The sequence below is a fragment of the Coprococcus phoceensis genome (assembly GCF_900104635.1).
Lineage (GTDB): Bacteria > Bacillota > Clostridia > Lachnospirales > Lachnospiraceae > Faecalimonas > Faecalimonas phoceensis.
This window is the reverse complement of the sequence record NZ_FNWC01000007.1, coordinates 1,964,463-1,983,924: the sequence shown is the minus strand read 5'-3', so window position 1 is coordinate 1,983,924 and position 19,462 is coordinate 1,964,463. Positions and strand designations below refer to the sequence as shown.

At 33.7% G+C, this 19,462-nt stretch carries 16 protein-coding genes; all 16 read left to right on the top strand.

The window, feature by feature from the left end:
* Positions 1-137 precede the first annotated feature (137 nt).
* On the top strand, positions 138-2,078 hold the full coding sequence (locus BQ5364_RS13255; protein ID WP_083382853.1) for a polysaccharide biosynthesis protein: 1,941 nt from the start codon (positions 138-140) through the stop codon (positions 2,076-2,078).
* A gap of 11 nt (positions 2,079-2,089) precedes the next feature.
* Positions 2,090-3,283, top strand: a complete 1,194-nt coding sequence (locus BQ5364_RS13250; RefSeq protein ID WP_071144769.1) for a DegT/DnrJ/EryC1/StrS family aminotransferase — start codon at positions 2,090-2,092, stop codon at positions 3,281-3,283.
* A gap of 14 nt (positions 3,284-3,297) precedes the next feature.
* Positions 3,298-3,978, top strand: coding sequence for a sugar transferase (locus BQ5364_RS13245; protein WP_004611166.1), 681 nt, complete (start codon positions 3,298-3,300; stop codon positions 3,976-3,978).
* Between the two features lie 18 nt (positions 3,979-3,996).
* Positions 3,997-5,244 (top strand): glycosyltransferase family 4 protein, encoded by a 1,248-nt coding sequence (locus BQ5364_RS13240; protein WP_004611165.1) that lies wholly within the window; start codon positions 3,997-3,999, stop codon positions 5,242-5,244.
* Complete coding sequence (locus tag BQ5364_RS13235; RefSeq protein ID WP_004611164.1) at positions 5,241-6,356, top strand: glycosyltransferase; 1,116 nt, start codon at positions 5,241-5,243, stop codon at positions 6,354-6,356. The genes BQ5364_RS13240 and BQ5364_RS13235 overlap by 4 nt, the downstream gene beginning before the upstream one ends.
* Entirely contained in the window at positions 6,353-7,471 is a 1,119-nt protein-coding gene (locus BQ5364_RS13230) for a glycosyltransferase (RefSeq protein ID WP_071144446.1), read from the top strand. The genes BQ5364_RS13235 and BQ5364_RS13230 overlap by 4 nt, the downstream gene beginning before the upstream one ends.
* 14 nt (positions 7,472-7,485) lie before the next feature.
* Complete coding sequence (locus tag BQ5364_RS13225) at positions 7,486-8,799, top strand: nucleotide sugar dehydrogenase (protein WP_071144445.1); 1,314 nt, start codon at positions 7,486-7,488, stop codon at positions 8,797-8,799.
* 11 nt (positions 8,800-8,810) lie between these two features.
* Positions 8,811-9,884: a Gfo/Idh/MocA family protein gene (locus tag BQ5364_RS13220; RefSeq protein ID WP_071144444.1), complete on the top strand. Its 1,074-nt coding sequence runs from the start codon at positions 8,811-8,813 to the stop codon at positions 9,882-9,884.
* Position 9,885: 1 nt separating this feature from the next.
* Positions 9,886-10,461 carry an acyltransferase gene (locus tag BQ5364_RS13215; protein WP_004611157.1) on the top strand — a complete coding sequence of 192 codons (576 nt, stop codon included), beginning with the start codon at positions 9,886-9,888 and terminating at the stop codon, positions 10,459-10,461.
* A 3-nt stretch (positions 10,462-10,464) separates the two neighbouring features.
* Entirely contained in the window at positions 10,465-11,592 is a 1,128-nt protein-coding gene (locus BQ5364_RS13210; protein ID WP_071144443.1) for a DegT/DnrJ/EryC1/StrS family aminotransferase, read from the top strand.
* Positions 11,593-11,603: 11 nt separating this feature from the next.
* A complete protein-coding gene (locus BQ5364_RS13205) occupies positions 11,604-12,941 on the top strand; it encodes an O-antigen ligase family protein (protein ID WP_071144442.1) in 1,338 nt (445 codons plus the stop codon).
* 15 nt (positions 12,942-12,956) lie between these two features.
* Positions 12,957-14,096, top strand: a complete 1,140-nt coding sequence (locus BQ5364_RS13200; protein ID WP_071144441.1) for a glycosyltransferase — start codon at positions 12,957-12,959, stop codon at positions 14,094-14,096.
* Positions 14,096-15,145, top strand: a complete 1,050-nt coding sequence (locus BQ5364_RS13195) for a glycosyltransferase family 2 protein (RefSeq protein ID WP_071144440.1) — start codon at positions 14,096-14,098, stop codon at positions 15,143-15,145. The genes BQ5364_RS13200 and BQ5364_RS13195 overlap by 1 nt, the downstream gene beginning before the upstream one ends.
* Position 15,146: 1 nt before the next feature.
* Positions 15,147-16,697: a lipopolysaccharide biosynthesis protein gene (locus BQ5364_RS13190; protein ID WP_071144439.1), complete on the top strand. Its 1,551-nt coding sequence runs from the start codon at positions 15,147-15,149 to the stop codon at positions 16,695-16,697.
* 117 nt (positions 16,698-16,814) lie between these two features.
* Entirely contained in the window at positions 16,815-17,849 is a 1,035-nt protein-coding gene (locus BQ5364_RS13185; RefSeq protein ID WP_071144438.1) for a glycosyltransferase family 2 protein, read from the top strand.
* The gene (locus BQ5364_RS13180; protein WP_235837171.1) at positions 17,828-19,357 is read left to right on the top strand and encodes an O-antigen polysaccharide polymerase Wzy family protein; all 1,530 of its coding nucleotides are present in this window, start codon (positions 17,828-17,830) and stop codon (positions 19,355-19,357) included. The genes BQ5364_RS13185 and BQ5364_RS13180 overlap by 22 nt, the downstream gene beginning before the upstream one ends.
* Positions 19,358-19,462 lie beyond the last annotated feature (105 nt).

Genomic DNA, 19,462 nt, shown 5'->3' with positions numbered 1-19,462 from the left:
TGTATTTTTACATCTCCGTTTTCATATAGAAAAACTTAAGAAGATAGATATTGTATAAAAGAGCTAAATCTGATATTATAATAAAGTATGTAAAAAAATTGTAAGAATTTGCAATAAAATTGTAAAGAGGGAGTAGTATGAAAAATATAATAAACTGGAGAAGCTCAAGAACAAGAATGTTTATGCTGTTTATCGTAGATGTATTGACCATTGTTGTGAATGCATATTTGTCTTTGATTATCAGACATGAGCTGCACTATAGCTGGATACCACAGGAATATATTAACAGTATCAAGAGCTATATGCTGATTAACATTATCACAACAATTGTGATCTTTATCTTGATGAAACTATATAAGAGTGTATGGTCATTTGCGAGTGTGCATGAATTTACGCTTATTTTTGGAGCCTGTATTTTGTCGACCGCATTTCAGGCATTGGGAATGCAGTTCTTAGTATTGAAAGTGCCGAGAAGTTACTATATCTTTTATTTCTTCTTGCTATTGATGACAACAACTGTCACAAGATTTTCATATAGAGGGCTTCGTATTGTGATGCACGGTTTAAACAGACCGGAAGAAAGAATTTTAAATACGATGGTCATTGGAGCCGGAGAAGCTGGAAGCATGATTATTCATGAGTTGAAATTCAGCAAACATTTGAACCGCAAGGTTGTATGTGTCATTGATGATAATCCATCAAAAAAAGGAAAATATCTACACGGTGTTCCGATTGTGGGCAATAAAGATACGATCATTGAGAAAGCCAAGGAATATAACGTGGACGAAATTGTATTGGCAATTCCTTCAGCAGGGACAAAAGTCACAAGAGACATTTTGAGAATTTGCAATCAGACAGAATGTAAATTGAAAGTGCTTCCGGGAATGTATCAGTTTATTACAGAAGAAGTCAGCGTTTCAAAACTTCGTGAAGTTTCGATTGAGGATCTGCTTGGAAGAGATGCAATTGATATTGATTTAGACAGTGTTCTTGGATATGTAAAAGGAAAAACAGTTCTTGTTACAGGTGGCGGTGGCTCTATCGGAAGCGAACTTTGCCGACAGGTGGCAAAATATAATCCGAAATGTTTGATTATATTTGATATCTATGAAAATAATGCATATGATATTCAACAGGAATTGAAAAAGAAATATCCGATGCTGCATTTAGAGACATTGATTGGTTCTGTAAGAAATACAAAGCGTATCGAGAGTGTTATGGAATTATACCGGCCGGATATTGTATATCATGCAGCAGCGCATAAGCATGTACCGCTTATGGAAGACAGCCCAAATGAAGCGATTAAAAACAATGTATTTGGAACGTATAAGACAGCACGTGCGGCGGACAAGTATGGTGTGAAGAAATTTGTTTTAATTTCTACAGATAAAGCTGTAAATCCGACAAATATCATGGGCGCATCTAAGAGAATGTGTGAGATGATTATTCAGACATTTAGTAGATATTCTAATACAGAGTTTGTAGCGGTTCGATTTGGAAACGTGCTTGGAAGTAATGGAAGTGTAATTCCACTGTTTAAAAAGCAGATGGCAGCTGGCGGACCGGTGACGGTCACTCATCCAGATATCATTCGTTATTTTATGACAATTCCAGAGGCTGTTTCACTTGTGCTTCAGGCAGGGGCATATGCGAAAGGTGGAGAAATCTTTGTGCTGGATATGGGAGAGCCGGTTAAGATTGCGGATCTTGCAAAGAATTTGATCCGTCTTTCTGGTTATACTTTAGGTGTAGACATGGAAATTAAATATACAGGACTTCGCCCAGGAGAAAAATTGTACGAAGAGCTTCTGACAAAAGAAGAAGGTTTACAAAAAACAGAAAACGAATTAATATATATAGGAAAGCCATTGGAATTTGACGAGGTTCATTTCTTGAGTGAATTGAGAAAGTTAGAGCAGGCAGCAATTGATGAACGGTTTGATGTAAAAGAAATTGTTTCTGGTATTGTGCCGACATATCATATCAGAGAAGAAGATAAAGAACGTGATTCTGCAATCTATCAGGAATTTTGCAAGCTTGGAAGAGCGAGTCATGAAGGATCAGTCATGGAGGAGTAGTTATGAGTAAAATGAATATATTATTTTCACCGCCGGATATCACGGAGGAAGAGATCGAAGAAGTAGTCGATACACTGAAAAGCGGATGGATTACAACCGGTCCCAAAACAAAGTTGTTTGAGCAGAACATTGCAAAGTTTTGCAATACAAGCAAAGCGGTGTGCTTGAATTCTGCAACAGCGTGTGCAGAGATGGCATTGCGTGTTCTGGGGATAGGACCAGGAGATGAGGTAATTACAAGCGCCTACACCTACACTGCATCTGCTAGTGTTGTCTGTCATGTGGGAGCAAAATTAGTTTTGGTAGATACGCAGAAAGATTCGTATGAGATGGATTATGAGGCGTTAGAAGAAGCTATTACAGAAAAAACAAAAGCAATTATTCCGGTCGACATAGCCGGAGTAATCTGCGATTACGAAAAAATATATGAGATTATAGAGAGAAAGAAGAGTTTGTTTCAGGCGAGCAGCGAACTGCAGGGAAAATTAGGACGTATTGCAGTAGTTGCAGATGCAGCACATGCGTTTGGCGCAATGCGTGATGGAAAACATTGCGGAGAAATTGCTGATTTTACAAGCTTTTCTTTTCATGCCGTGAAGAACCTTACGACAGCGGAAGGTGGAGCCTTAGTGTGGAGAGATATAGACGGTGTGGATAATGATGCGCTGTATAAACAGTTTATGCTGTTATCACTGCATGGTCAGTCTAAAGATGCGTTGGCAAAAACACAGCTTGGCGCGTGGGAATATGATATTGTGGCGCCTTATTTTAAATGCAACATGACGGATATTATGGCTTCATTAGGACTTGTGCAGTTGAAAAGATATCCGGGAATTTTGGAGAGAAGAAAGGCGCTTATTGAAAAATATAATGAGGGCTTAAAAGATCTTCCGATTACTGTGCTGCAGCATTATGGAGAAAATTTTGTTTCAAGCGGACATCTGTATTTGGTACGAGTGAACGGAAAGACAAGACAGGAGTGCAATGACATTATTATAAAGATGGCAGAGCGTGGAATCGCTACGAATGTACATTATAAGCCGTTGCCAATGTTGACAGCATATAAGAGTCTGGGATTTGATAAGGCAGATTATCCGAATGCGTGCGATTTGTTTGAAAATGCAATTACCTTGCCGCTTCATACGAAATTGACTGATGAAGAAGTGGATTATGTAATTCAAAATTTTAAAGAATGTATAGAATAGGAATTAAGTAGATCATGAGAAAATGGAATGACCTTCCGAAAGAAATGCAAGTGGAACAAGTAAAAAAATATTATGAAATACTGCAATGCCATAAGGGAAGTTTGCTGGCAAAACGAATTTTTGATATCATAGTTGCGAGTCTGCTTGTCGTAATTCTTTCACCGATATTACTTTTTCTGAGTATTTTGATCAAAATAGATTCACCGGGACCGGTGATGTTTCGTCAGGTAAGAGTGACAACATATGGAAAACCGTTTCGTATCTTTAAATTCCGCACAATGGTAAATAATGCGGATAAGATCGGAACACAGGTAACAACAAAGGGAGATTCCAGAGTAACTCGTATGGGAAAGATGCTTAGAGGTTGTCGATTGGATGAGTTGCCACAGCTTTTTAATGTGTTAAAAGGTGAGATGTCTTTTGTTGGGACAAGACCGGAAGTAGAAAAATATGTTGCACATTATACAGATGAGATGAAAGCAACTCTGCTTATGCCGGCTGGAATAACCTCAAGAGCAAGTATAGAGTATAAAGATGAGGAACGATTGCTTGAGTCGGCAGAGAATGCAGATGAGGTATATATCCATCAGGTGCTGCCGGAGAAGATGAAGTATAATTTAAGAGCAATTGAAAAATTCAGTTTTTGGGATGATATAAAAACAATGTTTGCCACTGTGATAGCAGTGATAAAATAGTAGAGGAGAACGACACGCATGAATGTATGGATTGTTAATCATTATGCAATTCCACCGAGTATGGGAGGATTAGTAAGACATTATTATTTTTCGAAATATCTACAGAAAAATGGTCATACAGTAAAAATATTTACTTCCAGTAAGATACACAATACGGACATTAATATGATTCGTGATAAATCGCTTTATAAAGAAGAGATAGTGGACGGAATTGAGTACACGTTTGTGAAAAGCAGAGATTACAGAGGGAATGGTTTGCAAAGAATACTGAATATGGTTGAATTGCCGTTTCAAATGTGGAAAACAATGAAGCTTTTTTTCAAAAAAGAAAAACCCGATGTAATCTACACTTCGTCACCGGATTTGTTTGTGGCATTTTTTGCGTTGGTGTTTGGTCGAAAGAAAAAAATTCCAGTTGTTGTGGAAGTCCGAGATCTTTGGCCGGAGTCGATTGTAGAGTATAATGGCATGTCCAGAAAAAATCCGATTATTCAGATACTTTATCAGTTGGAAAAGTGGATTTATAAGAAGGCGGACAGATTGATTTTTACTATGCCAGGAGGCAAAGAGTATATTAAAGATAAAGGCTGGGATAAAGCAATAGATTTACGAAAAGTACACCATATTAACAATGGAGTAGATTTAGAGGAGTTTGAATACAATAAACGAAACAATCATGTTTGTGATGAAGATTTAGAGTCAAATGATAAAAAAATAGTTTATGTGGGTTCGATCCGCCTTGCAAATAACTTGGGACAATTAATAAAAGCTGCAAAGGTTCTAAAAGAGAAGCATAGAGACGATATTAAATTTTTGATATATGGTGACGGGACTGAGAAGGAGCAACTGGAGAAATTTGCTTGCGAAGAAAAGTTAAATGTAGTGTTCAAAGGGAAGGTTGAGAAAAAATATATACCATATATATTGAGTAAGGCAGATGTAAATATTATCAATGTGAAAAATACCGGATTGACGAAATATGGGTGTAGTTGGAATAAACTTTTTGAGTATATTGCAAGTGAGAATCCAATAGTTTGTAATTTCCCACAGAAATATGACTTGATAAATGAGTATCATTTAGGAAAGAGTGAAAAGTTTGCATCTAGCAGAGATTATGCAAAAAGGCTCAAAGAGTTGGTAGACATTACTGAGGAAGAAAGAAGAGTTGTCCGTGAGAATGCAAAGCAACTGAAGAAAGAATATGATTATCAATATCTGACAACGTGTTTGGAAAAAATATTCAGTAATGTAGTAGGAGAAAAATGATGAAGATACTTTTTTTATCGGCTGCGAACAGCATACATACTGTCAAATGGATAAATGCACTAGCGAGTAGGGGACATGAAGTTTATTTGGTATATAATAAAGGGCATGAGCCAAAGATGGATCAAATAAATAAAAATATACATCAGCACCAGTTGAAATATAAGGGTGGAGTAGGATATTATTTGAATGCGAAAGAATTGCGAAAACTGAAGAAAGAGATTTCGCCGGATATAATAAATGTTCATTATGCAAGTGGATATGGAACATTGGCCAGAAAAAGCAAATTGTGCCCAATATTATTGTCGGTATGGGGAAGTGACGTATATGATTTTCCAAATAAAAGTTTTGTCAATAAAAGTATTCTAAAAAAGAATGTTCTTCATGCGAAGAAAATCGCATCTACTAGCAATTGTATGGCAAACGAACTTAGAGACGTTTTGAAAATGCCTAAATTACAAATAGGGATTACACCATTTGGAGTTGACTTAGAGAAATTTAAAGGTTGCACGGAAGAAAAAGAAAAGAAAAATCATAAGATTTTGATAGGAACAATAAAAACGTTGAAACCTTTGTATGGAATTGCAGAGCTAATAAAGGCAGTAAAGATTTTAAGTGAAAATTTGGTAAAAGACGGATACGAAGAAATTTGTAAACAATTGCAGGTGGAAATCTATGGAGATGGACCACAAAAAGAAGAACTAGAAAAACTAATTCAAGAACTTTCATTAGAGAATGTGATATACTTAAAAGGTCAGATCCCAAACAAAGATGTACCTCAAGTGCTATCCCAATTTGATGTTTTTTGTGCAACAAGCTTTAAAGAAAGCTTTGGAGTGGCTGTGGTAGAAGCGATGGCTATGAGCCTTCCGGTTGTAGTGACAGATACAGACGGTTTTAAAGAGGTTGTTGCAGATGGCGAGAATGGTTATATTGTTCCAATAGGAAATGAAAAGGCGATTGCATTGAAATTACAAGAATTGATTATAGATAGAAAAAAAAGAGAATGCATGGGAAAAGCTGGAAGAAAACGAGTAGAGGAATTGTATGATTGGGAAAAGAATGTTGATACAATGGAAAAATTATATGAAGAAGTGAGAGTGAAAAAAGAGTGAAAGAAAAAAGATGTATTTTTCATATTCCCAATTATATTGATCCAAATAGTAAATCAGGTTCTAGTCTTAGACCAAAAAAAATGATACAAGGGTTCAAAGAAAATGGATATATTGTTGATTGCGTAATGGGATATGGAAAGGAAAGAAAAATTCAAATAGAGCACATAAAGGATAATATTCGCAAAGGTGTGAAATATGATTTTTTATACGCTGAAAGTTCTACAATGCCGACACTTTTAACAGAAAAGAATCATGTACCGAGATATCCAATGCTGGATTTCAAATTTTTTAAATTTTGTAAAGCACATAATATAAGAATAGGTCTATTTTATAGAGATATACAGTGGAAGTTTTCGGTATATAAGGATAACGTATCATGGTATAAAAAATGTATTTCGATTCCGTTTTATAGATATGATTTGCTTCAATATAAAAATCTATTAGATACATTTTATCTTCCTACAGACGAAATGAAAAAATATTTGACAGAGAATGATAAATTATTGAAAAAAACAAAAATTTTAATGCCTGGATGTGAAGATGATAAAGAATTATTAGTAAAGACAGAGAAAATAGATTTGCCTTTGAAACCACTTAAAATTTTGTATGTGGGTGGGATTGATAGAATTTATGACTTGAAGATATTTGTTGAAACAGTGAGTCAAATGAGAGAAGAAGTAGAAGTGTATATATGTTGTCGTGAAAATGAATGGAAAACTTCAAAGGGGCTATATGAACCTTTTATGGGGGAAAATATAAAAATTATTCATAAAAGTGGAAAAGAATTAGATGATTATTATGAAAAGACGGATTTATGTTGTGCTTTTGCAGGGGTGGGAGAGTACATGAAAATGGCTATGCCAGTAAAGATTTTTGAATATTTGGGGAAAACAATTCCTATTGTGGCAACAAAAGGGACAGCTGCTGGAGAGTTTGTAGAGAATAGTGGAATCGGTTGGAGTATAAATTATGACATACAGTCATTAAAAAAATGCTTGAAAAATATAATTCAAAATCCACAAGTCTTGGAGGAAAAACGAAAAAGAGAACTGGAAATAAAAAGTTGTCATACATGGAAAGCGAGAGCGCATCAAGTAATAGAAGATTTAAGGTAAAGGAGAAAAATAAAATGAAACAAGAATTATTAAAAAAAATCGAGGAAAAATCAATTGTAGTAGGTGTAGTAGGATTAGGCTATGTAGGTTTACCACTTGCGGTGGAAAAAGCGAAAGCTGGATTTAAGACCATTGGTTTTGATGTGCAGGATGAAAAAGTAAAATTAGTAAATGAAGGACATAATTACATCGGTGATGTTGTTGACAGCGATTTGAAAGAATTAGTAGAGAATAAGATGCTTACAGCAACAACAGATTTTAGCTTTGTAAAAGATGTTGATTTCGTTGCTATTTGTGTACCGACACCATTAGATGCACATCAGCAGCCGGATATCAGCTATGTAAAATCTTCTACAGAAGCAATTTCAAAATATTTGACAAAAGGTACTATGGTAGTATTAGAGTCTACAACATATCCGGGAACAACGGAAGAACTGATTAAACCTATCTTGGAGGAAGGTTCAGGATTAAAATGTGGAGAAGATTTCTATTTAGGATTTTCACCGGAACGTGTTGATCCAGGTAACTTGATTTACAAAACAAAAAATACGCCAAAAGTAGTTGGAGCAATCGGAAAAGATGCTACAGAAGTAATTGCAACAATGTACAGAGCAGTATTGGAAGGCGATGTTTACGAAGTATCTTCACCTGCAATTGCTGAAATGGAAAAAATCTTAGAAAACACATACAGAAACATCAATATCGGATTGGTAAATGAATTGACAATGCTTTGCAATAAATTAGGAATCAGCATGTGGGAAGTAGTGGATGCTGCGAAGACAAAACCATATGGATTCCAGGCATTTTATCCAGGTCCAGGACTTGGTGGACACTGTATTCCATTAGATCCATATTATTTGTCATGGAAAGCAAGAGAATACGGATTCCATACATCTATGATTGAGAGCTCTATGATGATCAATGATCAGATGCCGGAATACTGTGTAGAAAGAGCAAGCAAAATTTTGAACCGTCATGCAAAAGCAATGAATGGAGCAAAAGTACTTGTAGTAGGTGTCGCTTACAAACAGGATATCGATGATTATCGTGAAAGTCCTGCACTTCGTGTAATTGAGGTATTGAAACGCGAGATGGCGAATGTAGAATTCTATGATCCATGGATTTCAGAATATAAATATAAAGGTGAAAAACATCAAGGATTAAAAGAAATCAGCCCGGAAATCATTGCTTCATATGATTTAATTATGATTACTGCTGCACATACAAATGTGGATTATGACATGATTCAGAAAAATGCAGTTGCAATCTTTGATACAAAGAATGTTATGAAAAATATCGCAAATAGAGAAAATATTGAAGTATTATAGGAGTGGTAAAAATGAAATATGCACTAATCGGATGTGGACGTATTTCCACAAATCATGTAAAGGCAGTTATTAATAACAACTTAGAGTTTGTTGCGGTATGTGATGTTGTACCGGAACATATGGAAGAGGTATTAGCGAAGCATGATTTGCAAAATGATACAAGTATCAAACGATATACAGACTATAAAAAGTTAGTGGAAGAAAATGAACTTGATCTTGTGGGAATTGCCACAGAGAGTGGCATTCATGCAGAAATCGCTTTATATTGTATTGAGCATAATATCAATGTGATTATTGAAAAACCTATGGCAATGAGCATTGAAGATGCAGATAAGATTATTAAACTTTCTGAAGAGAAAGGTGTTAAGGTATCTGCATGTCATCAGAATCGTTTTAATATTGCAGTTCAGGAAATGCGAAAAGCGTTAGAAGCAGGAAGATTTGGAAAGTTATCTCATGGTTCTATTCATGTGCGTTGGAACAGAAACGAGAATTATTATACACAGGCGCCATGGAGAGGAACATGGTCTCAGGACGGTGGAGCGCTTATGAACCAGTGTATTCACGGAATTGACTTGCTTCGCTGGATGCTGGGAAATGAGATTGACGAAGTATATGGTGTGACAAAACAGCAGTTCCATGACTATTTAGAGGCAGAAGATATCGGTATGGCAGTTGTAAAATTTAAAAATGGAGCAGTTGCTACAATTGAAGGAACAACGAATGTGTATCCTCAAAATTTAGAGGAGACATTATATCTGTTTGGAGAGACAGGAACTGTAAAATTAGGCGGAAAATCAACAAATAATATTGATGTATGGAATTTTGCAGATGAGACAGAAGAAGATCAGGCAAACAAAGGCTTGGAGGAAGCAACAAGCAATGTATATGGAAACGGACATACAAGTCTTTATGCAGATGTGATCGATGCGATTGAAAATGACAGAGCGCCATATGTAGATGCATATGCAGGAAGAAATGCATTGGAACTTGTGTTAGCTATTTATAAGAGTCAGAAAGAAGGAAAAGCGGTAAAATTACCATTAGATAAATTCGCAAGTGTAGATATGACAGGAGAGTTTTAAAATGAGTGAATATTTTGTACATGAGAGCAGTTATGTTGATGAGAACGTAAAAATTGGACAGGGTACAAAAATTTGGCATTTTTCACACATTCAAAGTGGAGCAGTTATTGGTAATAACTGCTCCTTTGGTCAAAATGTGAATGTATCCAATAATGTAAAAATCGGAAATGGAGTAAAGGTTCAAAACAACGTCGCAATCTATGAAGGAGTTGAATTGGAAGACTATGTATTTTGTGGACCATCAATGGTATTTACCAATGATCTGACTCCGAGAGCCAAGTATCCGAAAGGAAGCGTTGGATATAAAAAAACGTTGTTAAAAGAAGGAGCAACAGTAGGGGCAAATGCGACAATTGTATGTGGACATACAATTGGAAAGTGGGCGATGATCGCGGCAGGAGCAGTTGTTACAAAAGATGTTCCAGACTATGCATTGATGGCAGGAGTACCGGCAAAACAAATTGGATGGGTTTGTGAATGTGGAGAGGTATTGCATGAAAATACAACATGCTCAAAGTGTGGAAGAAAATATGAAACAAATGATGAAAAACTTTACGAAGTGACAGAAGGGAAGTAGAATATGCAGTTTAGAGATTTGAAAGCACAGTATGAAGCATTAAAGAGTGATATTGATGCGGCAATGACACAAGTGGCATCTGATTGTAATTTTATTAGCGGAAAACAGGTAAGTGATTTAGAGACAGAATTGGCAGAGTATGTCGGTGTGAAACACTGTATTACATGTGGAAATGGAACAGATGCACTGACTATGATGATGATGGCGTGGAATATCAAAGAAGGAGATGCTGTCTTTGTTCCTGATTTTACCTTTTTCGCTTCCGGAGAGGTGGTGTCTTTTGAAGGCGCAACACCTGTATTTTATGATGTGTGCCAAGATACATTTAATGCAGATGCAAAATCATTAGAAAAAGCAATCAAAGCGGTAATTGAAGAAGGAAAGTTAACACCGAGAGCAATTATTGCAGTTGATTTATTTGGACAACCTGCAGATTACGTAACATTGGAAGCATTAGCGAAAAAATATGATTTGCTTTTATTAGAAGATGGAGCACAAGGATTTGGCGGAATGATCGGTGAAAGAAGAGCGTGCAGCTTTGGTGATGCAGCAACGACATCATTTTTCCCGGCAAAACCACTAGGATGCTACGGTGATGGTGGTGCTATCTTTACAAATGATGATGAGGTGGCAGAGTATTTAAAATCAATTCGTGTACATGGAAAGGGCTCTTTCAAATATGATAATGTTCGTATTGGATGGAACTCAAGATTAGACACGATTCAGGCAGCTATTTTGCAAGTGAAATTGAAAGCGTTTAAAGAATACGAATTAGATGCGGTCAATAAAGTTGCAGATCAATATACAGAATTGTTAAAGGATATTGTGAAGACACCTGTGGTTCCTTCTAAGATGTATTCCAGCTGGGCTCAATACACACTGCAATTAGATTCGGAAGAAGAAAGAGATGCATTACAAGCATATTTAAAAGACCAAGGAATTCCAACTATGATTTATTATCCAAAGCCGATGCATAAACAATTGGCATTTGAGGGAGTTAAAGAATATGTGGAGTGTCCGATTACAGAAAAATTATGTAAAACAGTGTTGTCGCTTCCGATGCATCCGTATATAAATGATGAGGTGAGTGAAATATATCATGCAATAGCAAAGTTTATGACTAATGAATAAGGAGATAGACAATGTATACAAGAGGTTTGAATTTACTAGAAGAAAAAATTTGTTTTTTATTAAATCTCGTAGGAAAAGTGTCATTAAAAATAGATGATAAAAAGAGGGAAAGATTATTACAATTTTCTTTGATGCTTATTGGGATTTGTGCATATGGATATTCAGCTTTGCCTATTAATGTGCATTTGTTAGTAAAATGTGTGATAGGTGTTCTTATTATGGGAGCTATTATACTGTTTTCAATAGATAGAAAAATAAAACCAGTACAAGTAAATTTGGTTATAGTAGGACTATGGATAGGCATTTCAATTTTTCAGTTAATAGGTGGGGTTCTGACTTCTGTAGAATATCTTCCAATGGGGTGTGTTTGGCTGGTGGGATTCCCAACTCTGTTTTTAGTTTGGAATAACCGACAAGATTATGAAGTGCTATTTCGTGGAATTTATAGAGGGTGTTTGTACTCAGCATTGTTTTGTATGATTTGGTCCATGATTTTTATTCCTATTAATAGTAGCGGCTATGCAGGTGTTTTCAGAGGTATTAATGCAATTAGTACACATGCAAGCGCGATTTTTGCTATTATTCTATTGAGGATTTTAACAGGCAAAGGAAGAAAAATATGTGTAGATTTTATTGGGGGCTGTTTGTTGATCAGTTTTGCATTTTTCTCACATAGTAGATCAATCGCACTTATTATAGTTGGAATTGTAATCGTTGCAGTTTGCGCATCCATTATTGTTTTGAAAATTTCAATGAAAGAAATTTTTAAGAAAAGCGTTATGTTGATTTTGGGAAGTATTTTGATGACTATGTTAGTATTTCAAATAAATTCATTTTCTACAAGAATTTTTCAACATGAAACTTCTCAAAAATCAAATATGGAATCAGTTGTAGATGGATATGTATCCCGTATGGAGGGAAAAGATAAAGCTGGTGGCGGAATTGACAATTATTCTTCAGGAAGAGTTGGTATATGGAAAGAAGCAATCAGTAAATTTAAAGTTTTTGGAAACCCAAGTAGGGATCATATTGTGACAGAAAGAAATGGAGATGTTAAAAATAATACACATAACCAGTTTATACAGTTCTTTTATAATAACGGTATTATAGTAGGTGTACTATTTTGTATAATGGCTGTGATTGCCTTTGTTGATATCATGAAAAAATGCTTTAAGAATGAGAATAAGCAATTATATATACAAGTAATGTTAATTCATATCTCCTACATAGGATTATGTACATTTGAAAGCATAGATTTACCATTTCTATATGAATTAAGTTTTATATATTTAATGAGTTATGTGGTGTTATTTCCTAAAAATAAAGAGAAGAATTTAAAAAGTTTGTAATAAGGAGAAAAAATAGTGAAGGTGTTAATTATACCATCGTGGTATCCTAGTAAAAGTTATCCAAACAATGGGAGTTTCTTCAAAGAACAGGCAGAAGCATTCAAACGCGAAGGGATAGAGGTGGATATTCTTTGTATTGATATTCCATATCGAAAAACTAGAAAAGACTTTTCATATTTTACAAAGAATAGCTATGTAGAAAATGGAATAAACGTATATCGTTATGTATTTCCGGTTGGAGTTTTACATAGATTCCCTAAACTTTATTATGTATTTTTAAAATGGATAGCAAAAAGAATATATGAGAAAGAATTAAAAGGGAAAAAATATGATGTGATTCAGGCACAATCCTTTCTTATAGGAGGATACGTTGGAGTGTGTCTAAAAAAAACCTTTGGATGCAAATGTGTGATTACGGAACACACCTCAAAAATTTTAAAATCTGACTTAAATCAGGTGGAAAAAAAAGTATTAAAAAAATGTATGGAAGAGAGCGATAGATTCGTATGTGTGTCTGAAAATTTAAAAAGTAATGTGATGAAAATGACTCAGACCCAAAAGAATATAGAAGTTTTTCCTAATTTAGTAAATGAAATATTCAGTTATGAAAAAAAAGAACGAGAACCGTTTATATTTGTAAGTATAGGGAATTTGATCCCTTTAAAACGAATGGATTTACTTATTGAAGCTTTTTGTGATACTTTTAGTAAAACAGAAAATGTTAAGTTAGAAATTGTTGGAAGTGGAATAGAAGAAAAAAATCTTGAAAATATAATTAAAAAGAATAATCGTGAAAGCCAAATTGTTTTATGTGGAGCATTAACAAGAAAAGAAGTATCAAAGGTTTTGAAAAAAAGTCATGTGATGGCATTAGTAAGTGAAAAAGAGACATTTGGAATTGTTTACATTGAAGCTTTGGCTAGTGGGAATATATTGATAGGAAGCGATAATGGAGGCGCCAATGACATTATTACTAAAGAAAATGGAATTATATTGAAGGATTCCAGCAAACTAGAATTAGGAAAAACTTTGAGAATGATGTATGAACAATATTCACAGTATAATTCGGAACAAATAAGTAAAAATGCAATTTGTAAATATGGGGAGAAAGCTTTTGTGAGAAGGTATAGACAATTGTTTGAGGAGGTTGAGTAGTGGACGAAAAGAAATTTATTTCCTTTATCATACCGGCTTATAATGCGGAACAAACAATTAAGAGATGCTTGGAAAGCATTAGTTTTATATCAAGAAATGATATGGAAGTATTGGTAATAGATGATGGTTCAGAAGATGACACAAGCAAGATATGCAATAACTTAAAAGATTCAAGAATTCATATTATATCACAAAAAAACTCTGGAGTTTCATCTGCTAGAAATCATGGAATTGAAAAGGCAAAAGGAGAATACATTTGTTTTGTTGACGCAGATGACGTGATAAATGCAGAAGAGTATACAGAAGTAATTAATCAGATTAGAGAAGATGATGATCTTATCATGTTTAATTATTGCAAGAAAAGTGGCGAAAAAATAGTATTGCAAGAATTGCCAGAGAGCGAAGGTGTTTATGAACGAGAGGTATGTAAATCTATTGCTCGAAGAATGAAGAGCAGCTATACATATAAAAGGGAGAATACCAATCCATTTGGTGCCAAAGTTTGGCAGTACATTTATAAAAAAAGTTTTTTAGAAGAACATAATTTGAATTTTCAAACAAAATTGCCATATGCGGAGGATCTTTGCTTTTGTGTTGAACTTTTATTAAAAATAGATAAGATAAAAATTGTAGACATATGTGCATATCAGAACAATGAGATTGAAGGAAGTGCAAGCAGAAGATATAGAAGTGAATTTTGGGAAGAACTACAAAATGTTTTAAATATACTGGAAATTTCAGAAGAACACGAATATTATCAATTATATTATTCATATGGAAAGAGCGCAATTAATCATTTTACCAAATATTTATCTTTTAATCAGGCATTACAGAAATGCGAAAATATTGTGAAAAATTTGGAATTTAAAAAGGCAGTCAGCTTAATGACTTTTCCTAGAAAGACTTTTTCTGAAAAATTAGAAGATTTTTGTTATCAAAGAGGAAAAATTATTATTATTGTATTGTATAAGAAATTAAACCAATCGGTTATGAGAACAGGGAGCAAAGTGAAACATATAATAAAAAACATAAATAATAGGAGACGTTAAAATGAAAATTAATCGGACTCAAAATGCAACACGCAATATTGCGTTTGGAGTTGTTTTGAGAATTTATCAGATGCTGATGCCATTTGTTATGAGGACTATTATGATTTACCTATTAGGGGTTAATTATCTAGGACTAAATAGTCTGTTTACGTCTATTTTGCAGGTCCTTAACTTGGCGGAGATGGGTGTTGGTTTGGCTATGGTTTATAGTATGTACGAACCCATTGCAAAAGATGATTCGGAAAAAGTATGCGCATTAATGCAATTGTATAAAGTATATTATAGAGTTATTGGAGCTGTCGTTTTAATTGGTGGCTGTCTAGTGATTCCATTTTTGCCTAAGCTGATAAAAAGCGATATTCCGCCAGATATGAATATTTATATTTTATATATTTTAAACTTATTGGCAACAGTATTGACTTATTGGCTTTTTGCATACAAAAATAGCATTTTATATGCACATCAACGAGCGGATATCTCAACAAAAGTTGCTATTATTACAGAAACTATCAAGTATTTGCTTCAGATAGTTGTTCTGGCGGTATTCCAAAGCTACTATTTATACACAATTGTAATTGTTGCCACGCAAATACTTACCAATATAATCACTGCAGTAGTAGCTGGAAAAATTTATCCTCAATATAAGGCAAGTGGAAAATTGTCCAAGGAAGAAGTACGTCAAATTAATGCAAAAATAAGGGATTTATTTACTTCTAAATTGGGAACAGTTGTATTTAATTCAGTGGATACAATTATTATTTCCGCTTTTTTAGGTTTACGGATATTAGCAATATATCAGAATTATTATTTTATTGTTACATCTGTTACTAGTTTGATAAGTATTATATTTTCATCAAGTACAGCAGGGATTGGCAATAGTCTAATCATAGAGAGTGAAGAGAAAAATTATAATGATTTCAAGAAATTTACATTAATAATAATATGGATTTCAGGATTTTGTACAATGTGTATGTTGTGTCTTTTTCAACCATTTATGAAAATATGGGTTACAGAAAAATTGATGTTAGAGTTTCATGCTGTGATATTATTTTGTGTATATTTTTTTGTTAATCAAATTAATTTATTAATGGAAGCATATAAAGATGCGGCGGGGATGTGGCACGAAGACAGATTTAGACCATTAACTTTGTCTGTTATTAATTTAGTTTTAAATCTGATTTTAGTACAATTTATTGGTGTTTATGGGGTGCTATTGGCAAGTTGCATAACAAAGGCGTTTATTGGAATACCGTGGGTGATATACAATTTATTTCACGTTGTATTTCGACAAAATGTAAGTGAATATATAAAAAAATTATGTTTAGATATCAGTATTGTTTTAGTTGTATCTGTATGTATCTATAAATTATGTTTATTAATTCCATTAGAGGGGATAATAGGGTTAGGAATCAAGTGTATTATTTGCTGTTTAGGAGGAAATCTTTTGTACCTTATGGCTTTCCGATTAGATAAAGAATATAAATCTGTAATACTTATCGGAAAGAGTATATTACCTCGAAGATTGAAAAGGATAGTTGATACTATTGTGTGAAAAATAAGAAAGTGATTAAAATATGGAAAAATTCAGAAAAAGTTAATATGTTTAAGAAAAAAACATGCTATACTATTTTAGAAAAATAGAACAAAGTAAAAGTAAAAGGAGAAAAGGATGACAGTTTCAGTATGCATTATCGCTTATAATGAAGAAAAAACACTAAAATCTCTTTTTTCAGATATTGTACATCAAGACTATCCACATGAAAAAATGGAAATTATACTAGTAGATTCGATGTCCACTGATCATACAAAAAAAATAATGGAAGAGTTTTCTAATCAGCAAAATGGATTTGAAAGGGTCAAAGTTTTGAGTAATCCGAAAAAGAATCAAGCAGCAGGATGGAATGTTGCTATTCGGAATTCCATAGGTGATATTATTATTAGAATTGACGCTCATACAAAAATCCCAAAGGAATTTGTTAAGAAAAATGTAAATTGTATTAGTAGTGGGGAAGATGTTTCGGGGGGACCAAGACCCAATATTGCAGAAGATAATAATATATGGAAACAGACGTTATTATTAGCAGAAAAATCAATGTTTGGCAGTAGTATTGCAACATATAGAAGGAGTCATCATAAAACATATGTAAAATCAGTGTTTCATGGAGCATATCGAAGAAAAGTATTTGAAAAAGTAGGCTTATTTAATGAAAATTTAGGAAGAACAGAAGATAATGAAATGCATTATCGAATTACAAAAGCAGGATATAGGATTTGTTATACCCCTGATATTGTTTCTTATCAGCATACAAGAAATACATGGCATGGAATGATAAAGCAAAAATATGGAAATGGCTATTGGATAGGTCTCACTGTGGGAATATGTATTAAATGTTTTTCTGTGTACCATTTTATACCGTTTTGCTTTGTGTTGGCATTAATTATAGGTGGCATATTAGCGGTAGGCGGCATTGGTTGGCCACTTGTAACATTAGTAATACTTTATTCGCTTGTTAATATATTAATGTCTGTTGCAAGTATTGTAAATGAAAAGAAAAAACATCTTTCATATTTATTGTTACCTTTTATTTTTGTGTCATTGCATATTTCATACGGTATAGGAACTATTATTGGACTTTTAAAGATGCCATTTTGGAGAAAAAAGTTGAAAACAAGTGAAAATTTTTGGGAGAGTTTGGAAAAATAATGAAAAATATTGTTTTTTTTGAAAAGTTATCTAAGAGCCAAATATCAAGATGCATATTAGGAATGGCAAGTGTAATTATGTTAATAGTGGGAATCATAAATGGTGGATTTAATTTGCTACTAATTAGTATGACATTGTTGTTGTGTCATAATATTGTGTATGCGTTTGAAGATATAAGAGAGAGATTGTTATTTTTGATTATTCACATCACCATATTTACGTTCCTAATATCAAGACCTCTAATAGGTATGTTTAGGGGAGAGTCATGGTGGACTGCTTCTAGTCAAGCAGCCGAGAATGTATATGCGTCCATTTATTTTATTTGGATTTCTATGTCGATGTTATGGATAGGTGCTATTGGAGGTCGAGTTTATGCAGAAAAAAAGACTGGAATAATAGCGAAAAAAGATAATGAGAAAAGGGAAAATTTTCGTATACATCTCCAGATTGTAGCGGAAATTGTATTTTATTCGACAATGTGCTTCTTTTTGATTCAGGAAGGTGAAAAATTATTATATATGTTGGGAAAAACATATACAGAGTATTATGTAAGTTTTCATAGTCAGCTTCCAGGAATAATTTATACAATTGCTTCGTTTATGAAATATAGTTTATGTATATTTCTAGCAACGTTTCCAAGTAAAAAGAGAGCATTTATACCGTTAGCATTATATGTGATTTCAGCAATACCAGAATTAATAATAGGCGTTAGAAATCCAATTATGTTAAACTGTTTATTTGTATTTCTTTATTATGCAATTAGAGACATATGCAGAGATAAAGAAAAATGGATTGGACGAGTTGAAAAAATTCTGACATGTATTGTAGCACCAGCATCTTTAATATTTATGACAGTATATGCCTATATAAGAAGTGGGCTTGGAATTGCTAATCGGAATATTTTTCAACTGTTTATAGATTTCTTTTATGGTCAGGGTGTTACGTTTAATGTATTAGGAATTGGGTATGGATACCAGACAAGTCTTCCAGAACGAGTTGGGAGAAATTACACCTTTGGAGGAATTATTGATTATATTGTTCATGGAAGAATTGGACAAATGTTATGGGGAACGCAAGGATTGCCTGATGGAAACAATATTATCAATGGAGTAGAAAGCAATAGTTTGGCACATAATCTGGCATATGTTACAAGAACCGAAGATTATCTAAAGGGTCAAGGATGGGGGACATCCTATATGTTGGAAAATTATATTGATTTTGGGTATGTAGGATTGATTATTTTCAATTTAGTATTAGGGTTTCTATTTATTTACATGTTAAGAAGGTTTGAAAAAAATATGCTGGTTGATACAATAACGTTGATAGCTCTTACAAGTATTTTTTTTATACCACGAGCAGAAGCAACAGGATGGTTGACCTTTATAGTAACAATTCAGTTTTGGGCATGTGTTATAGCTTGTTATTTAGGAGCGTATATTTGTACAAAGTGTAGATGGTTACAGAATATTTTAAAGATGCTGCATTTGTATCCCAAATGCAAGAATTAAGATGTTTGTAAGCTAATATAGAAACTAATTTTGAGAGAATAAAAGAGAGGGATGATGATATGAAAATTAGAATGAAAAAATTAATTTCATTAGGCTTGATAGTAT

Coding starts and splice junctions, on each gene's coding strand:
- BQ5364_RS13190 (WP_071144439.1), top strand. CDS start 15,147: ATGAAAATTAATCGGACTCAAAATGCAACACGCAATATTGCGTTTGGA.
- BQ5364_RS13215 (WP_004611157.1), top strand. CDS start 9,886: ATGAGTGAATATTTTGTACATGAGAGCAGTTATGTTGATGAGAACGTA.
- BQ5364_RS13225 (WP_071144445.1), top strand. CDS start 7,486: ATGAAACAAGAATTATTAAAAAAAATCGAGGAAAAATCAATTGTAGTA.
- BQ5364_RS13220 (WP_071144444.1), top strand. CDS start 8,811: ATGAAATATGCACTAATCGGATGTGGACGTATTTCCACAAATCATGTA.
- BQ5364_RS13205 (WP_071144442.1), top strand. CDS start 11,604: ATGTATACAAGAGGTTTGAATTTACTAGAAGAAAAAATTTGTTTTTTA.
- BQ5364_RS13245 (WP_004611166.1), top strand. CDS start 3,298: ATGAGAAAATGGAATGACCTTCCGAAAGAAATGCAAGTGGAACAAGTA.
- BQ5364_RS13255 (WP_083382853.1), top strand. CDS start 138: ATGAAAAATATAATAAACTGGAGAAGCTCAAGAACAAGAATGTTTATG.
- BQ5364_RS13250 (WP_071144769.1), top strand. CDS start 2,090: ATGAATATATTATTTTCACCGCCGGATATCACGGAGGAAGAGATCGAA.
- BQ5364_RS13235 (WP_004611164.1), top strand. CDS start 5,241: ATGATGAAGATACTTTTTTTATCGGCTGCGAACAGCATACATACTGTC.
- BQ5364_RS13210 (WP_071144443.1), top strand. CDS start 10,465: ATGCAGTTTAGAGATTTGAAAGCACAGTATGAAGCATTAAAGAGTGAT.
- BQ5364_RS13240 (WP_004611165.1), top strand. CDS start 3,997: ATGAATGTATGGATTGTTAATCATTATGCAATTCCACCGAGTATGGGA.
- BQ5364_RS13185 (WP_071144438.1), top strand. CDS start 16,815: ATGACAGTTTCAGTATGCATTATCGCTTATAATGAAGAAAAAACACTA.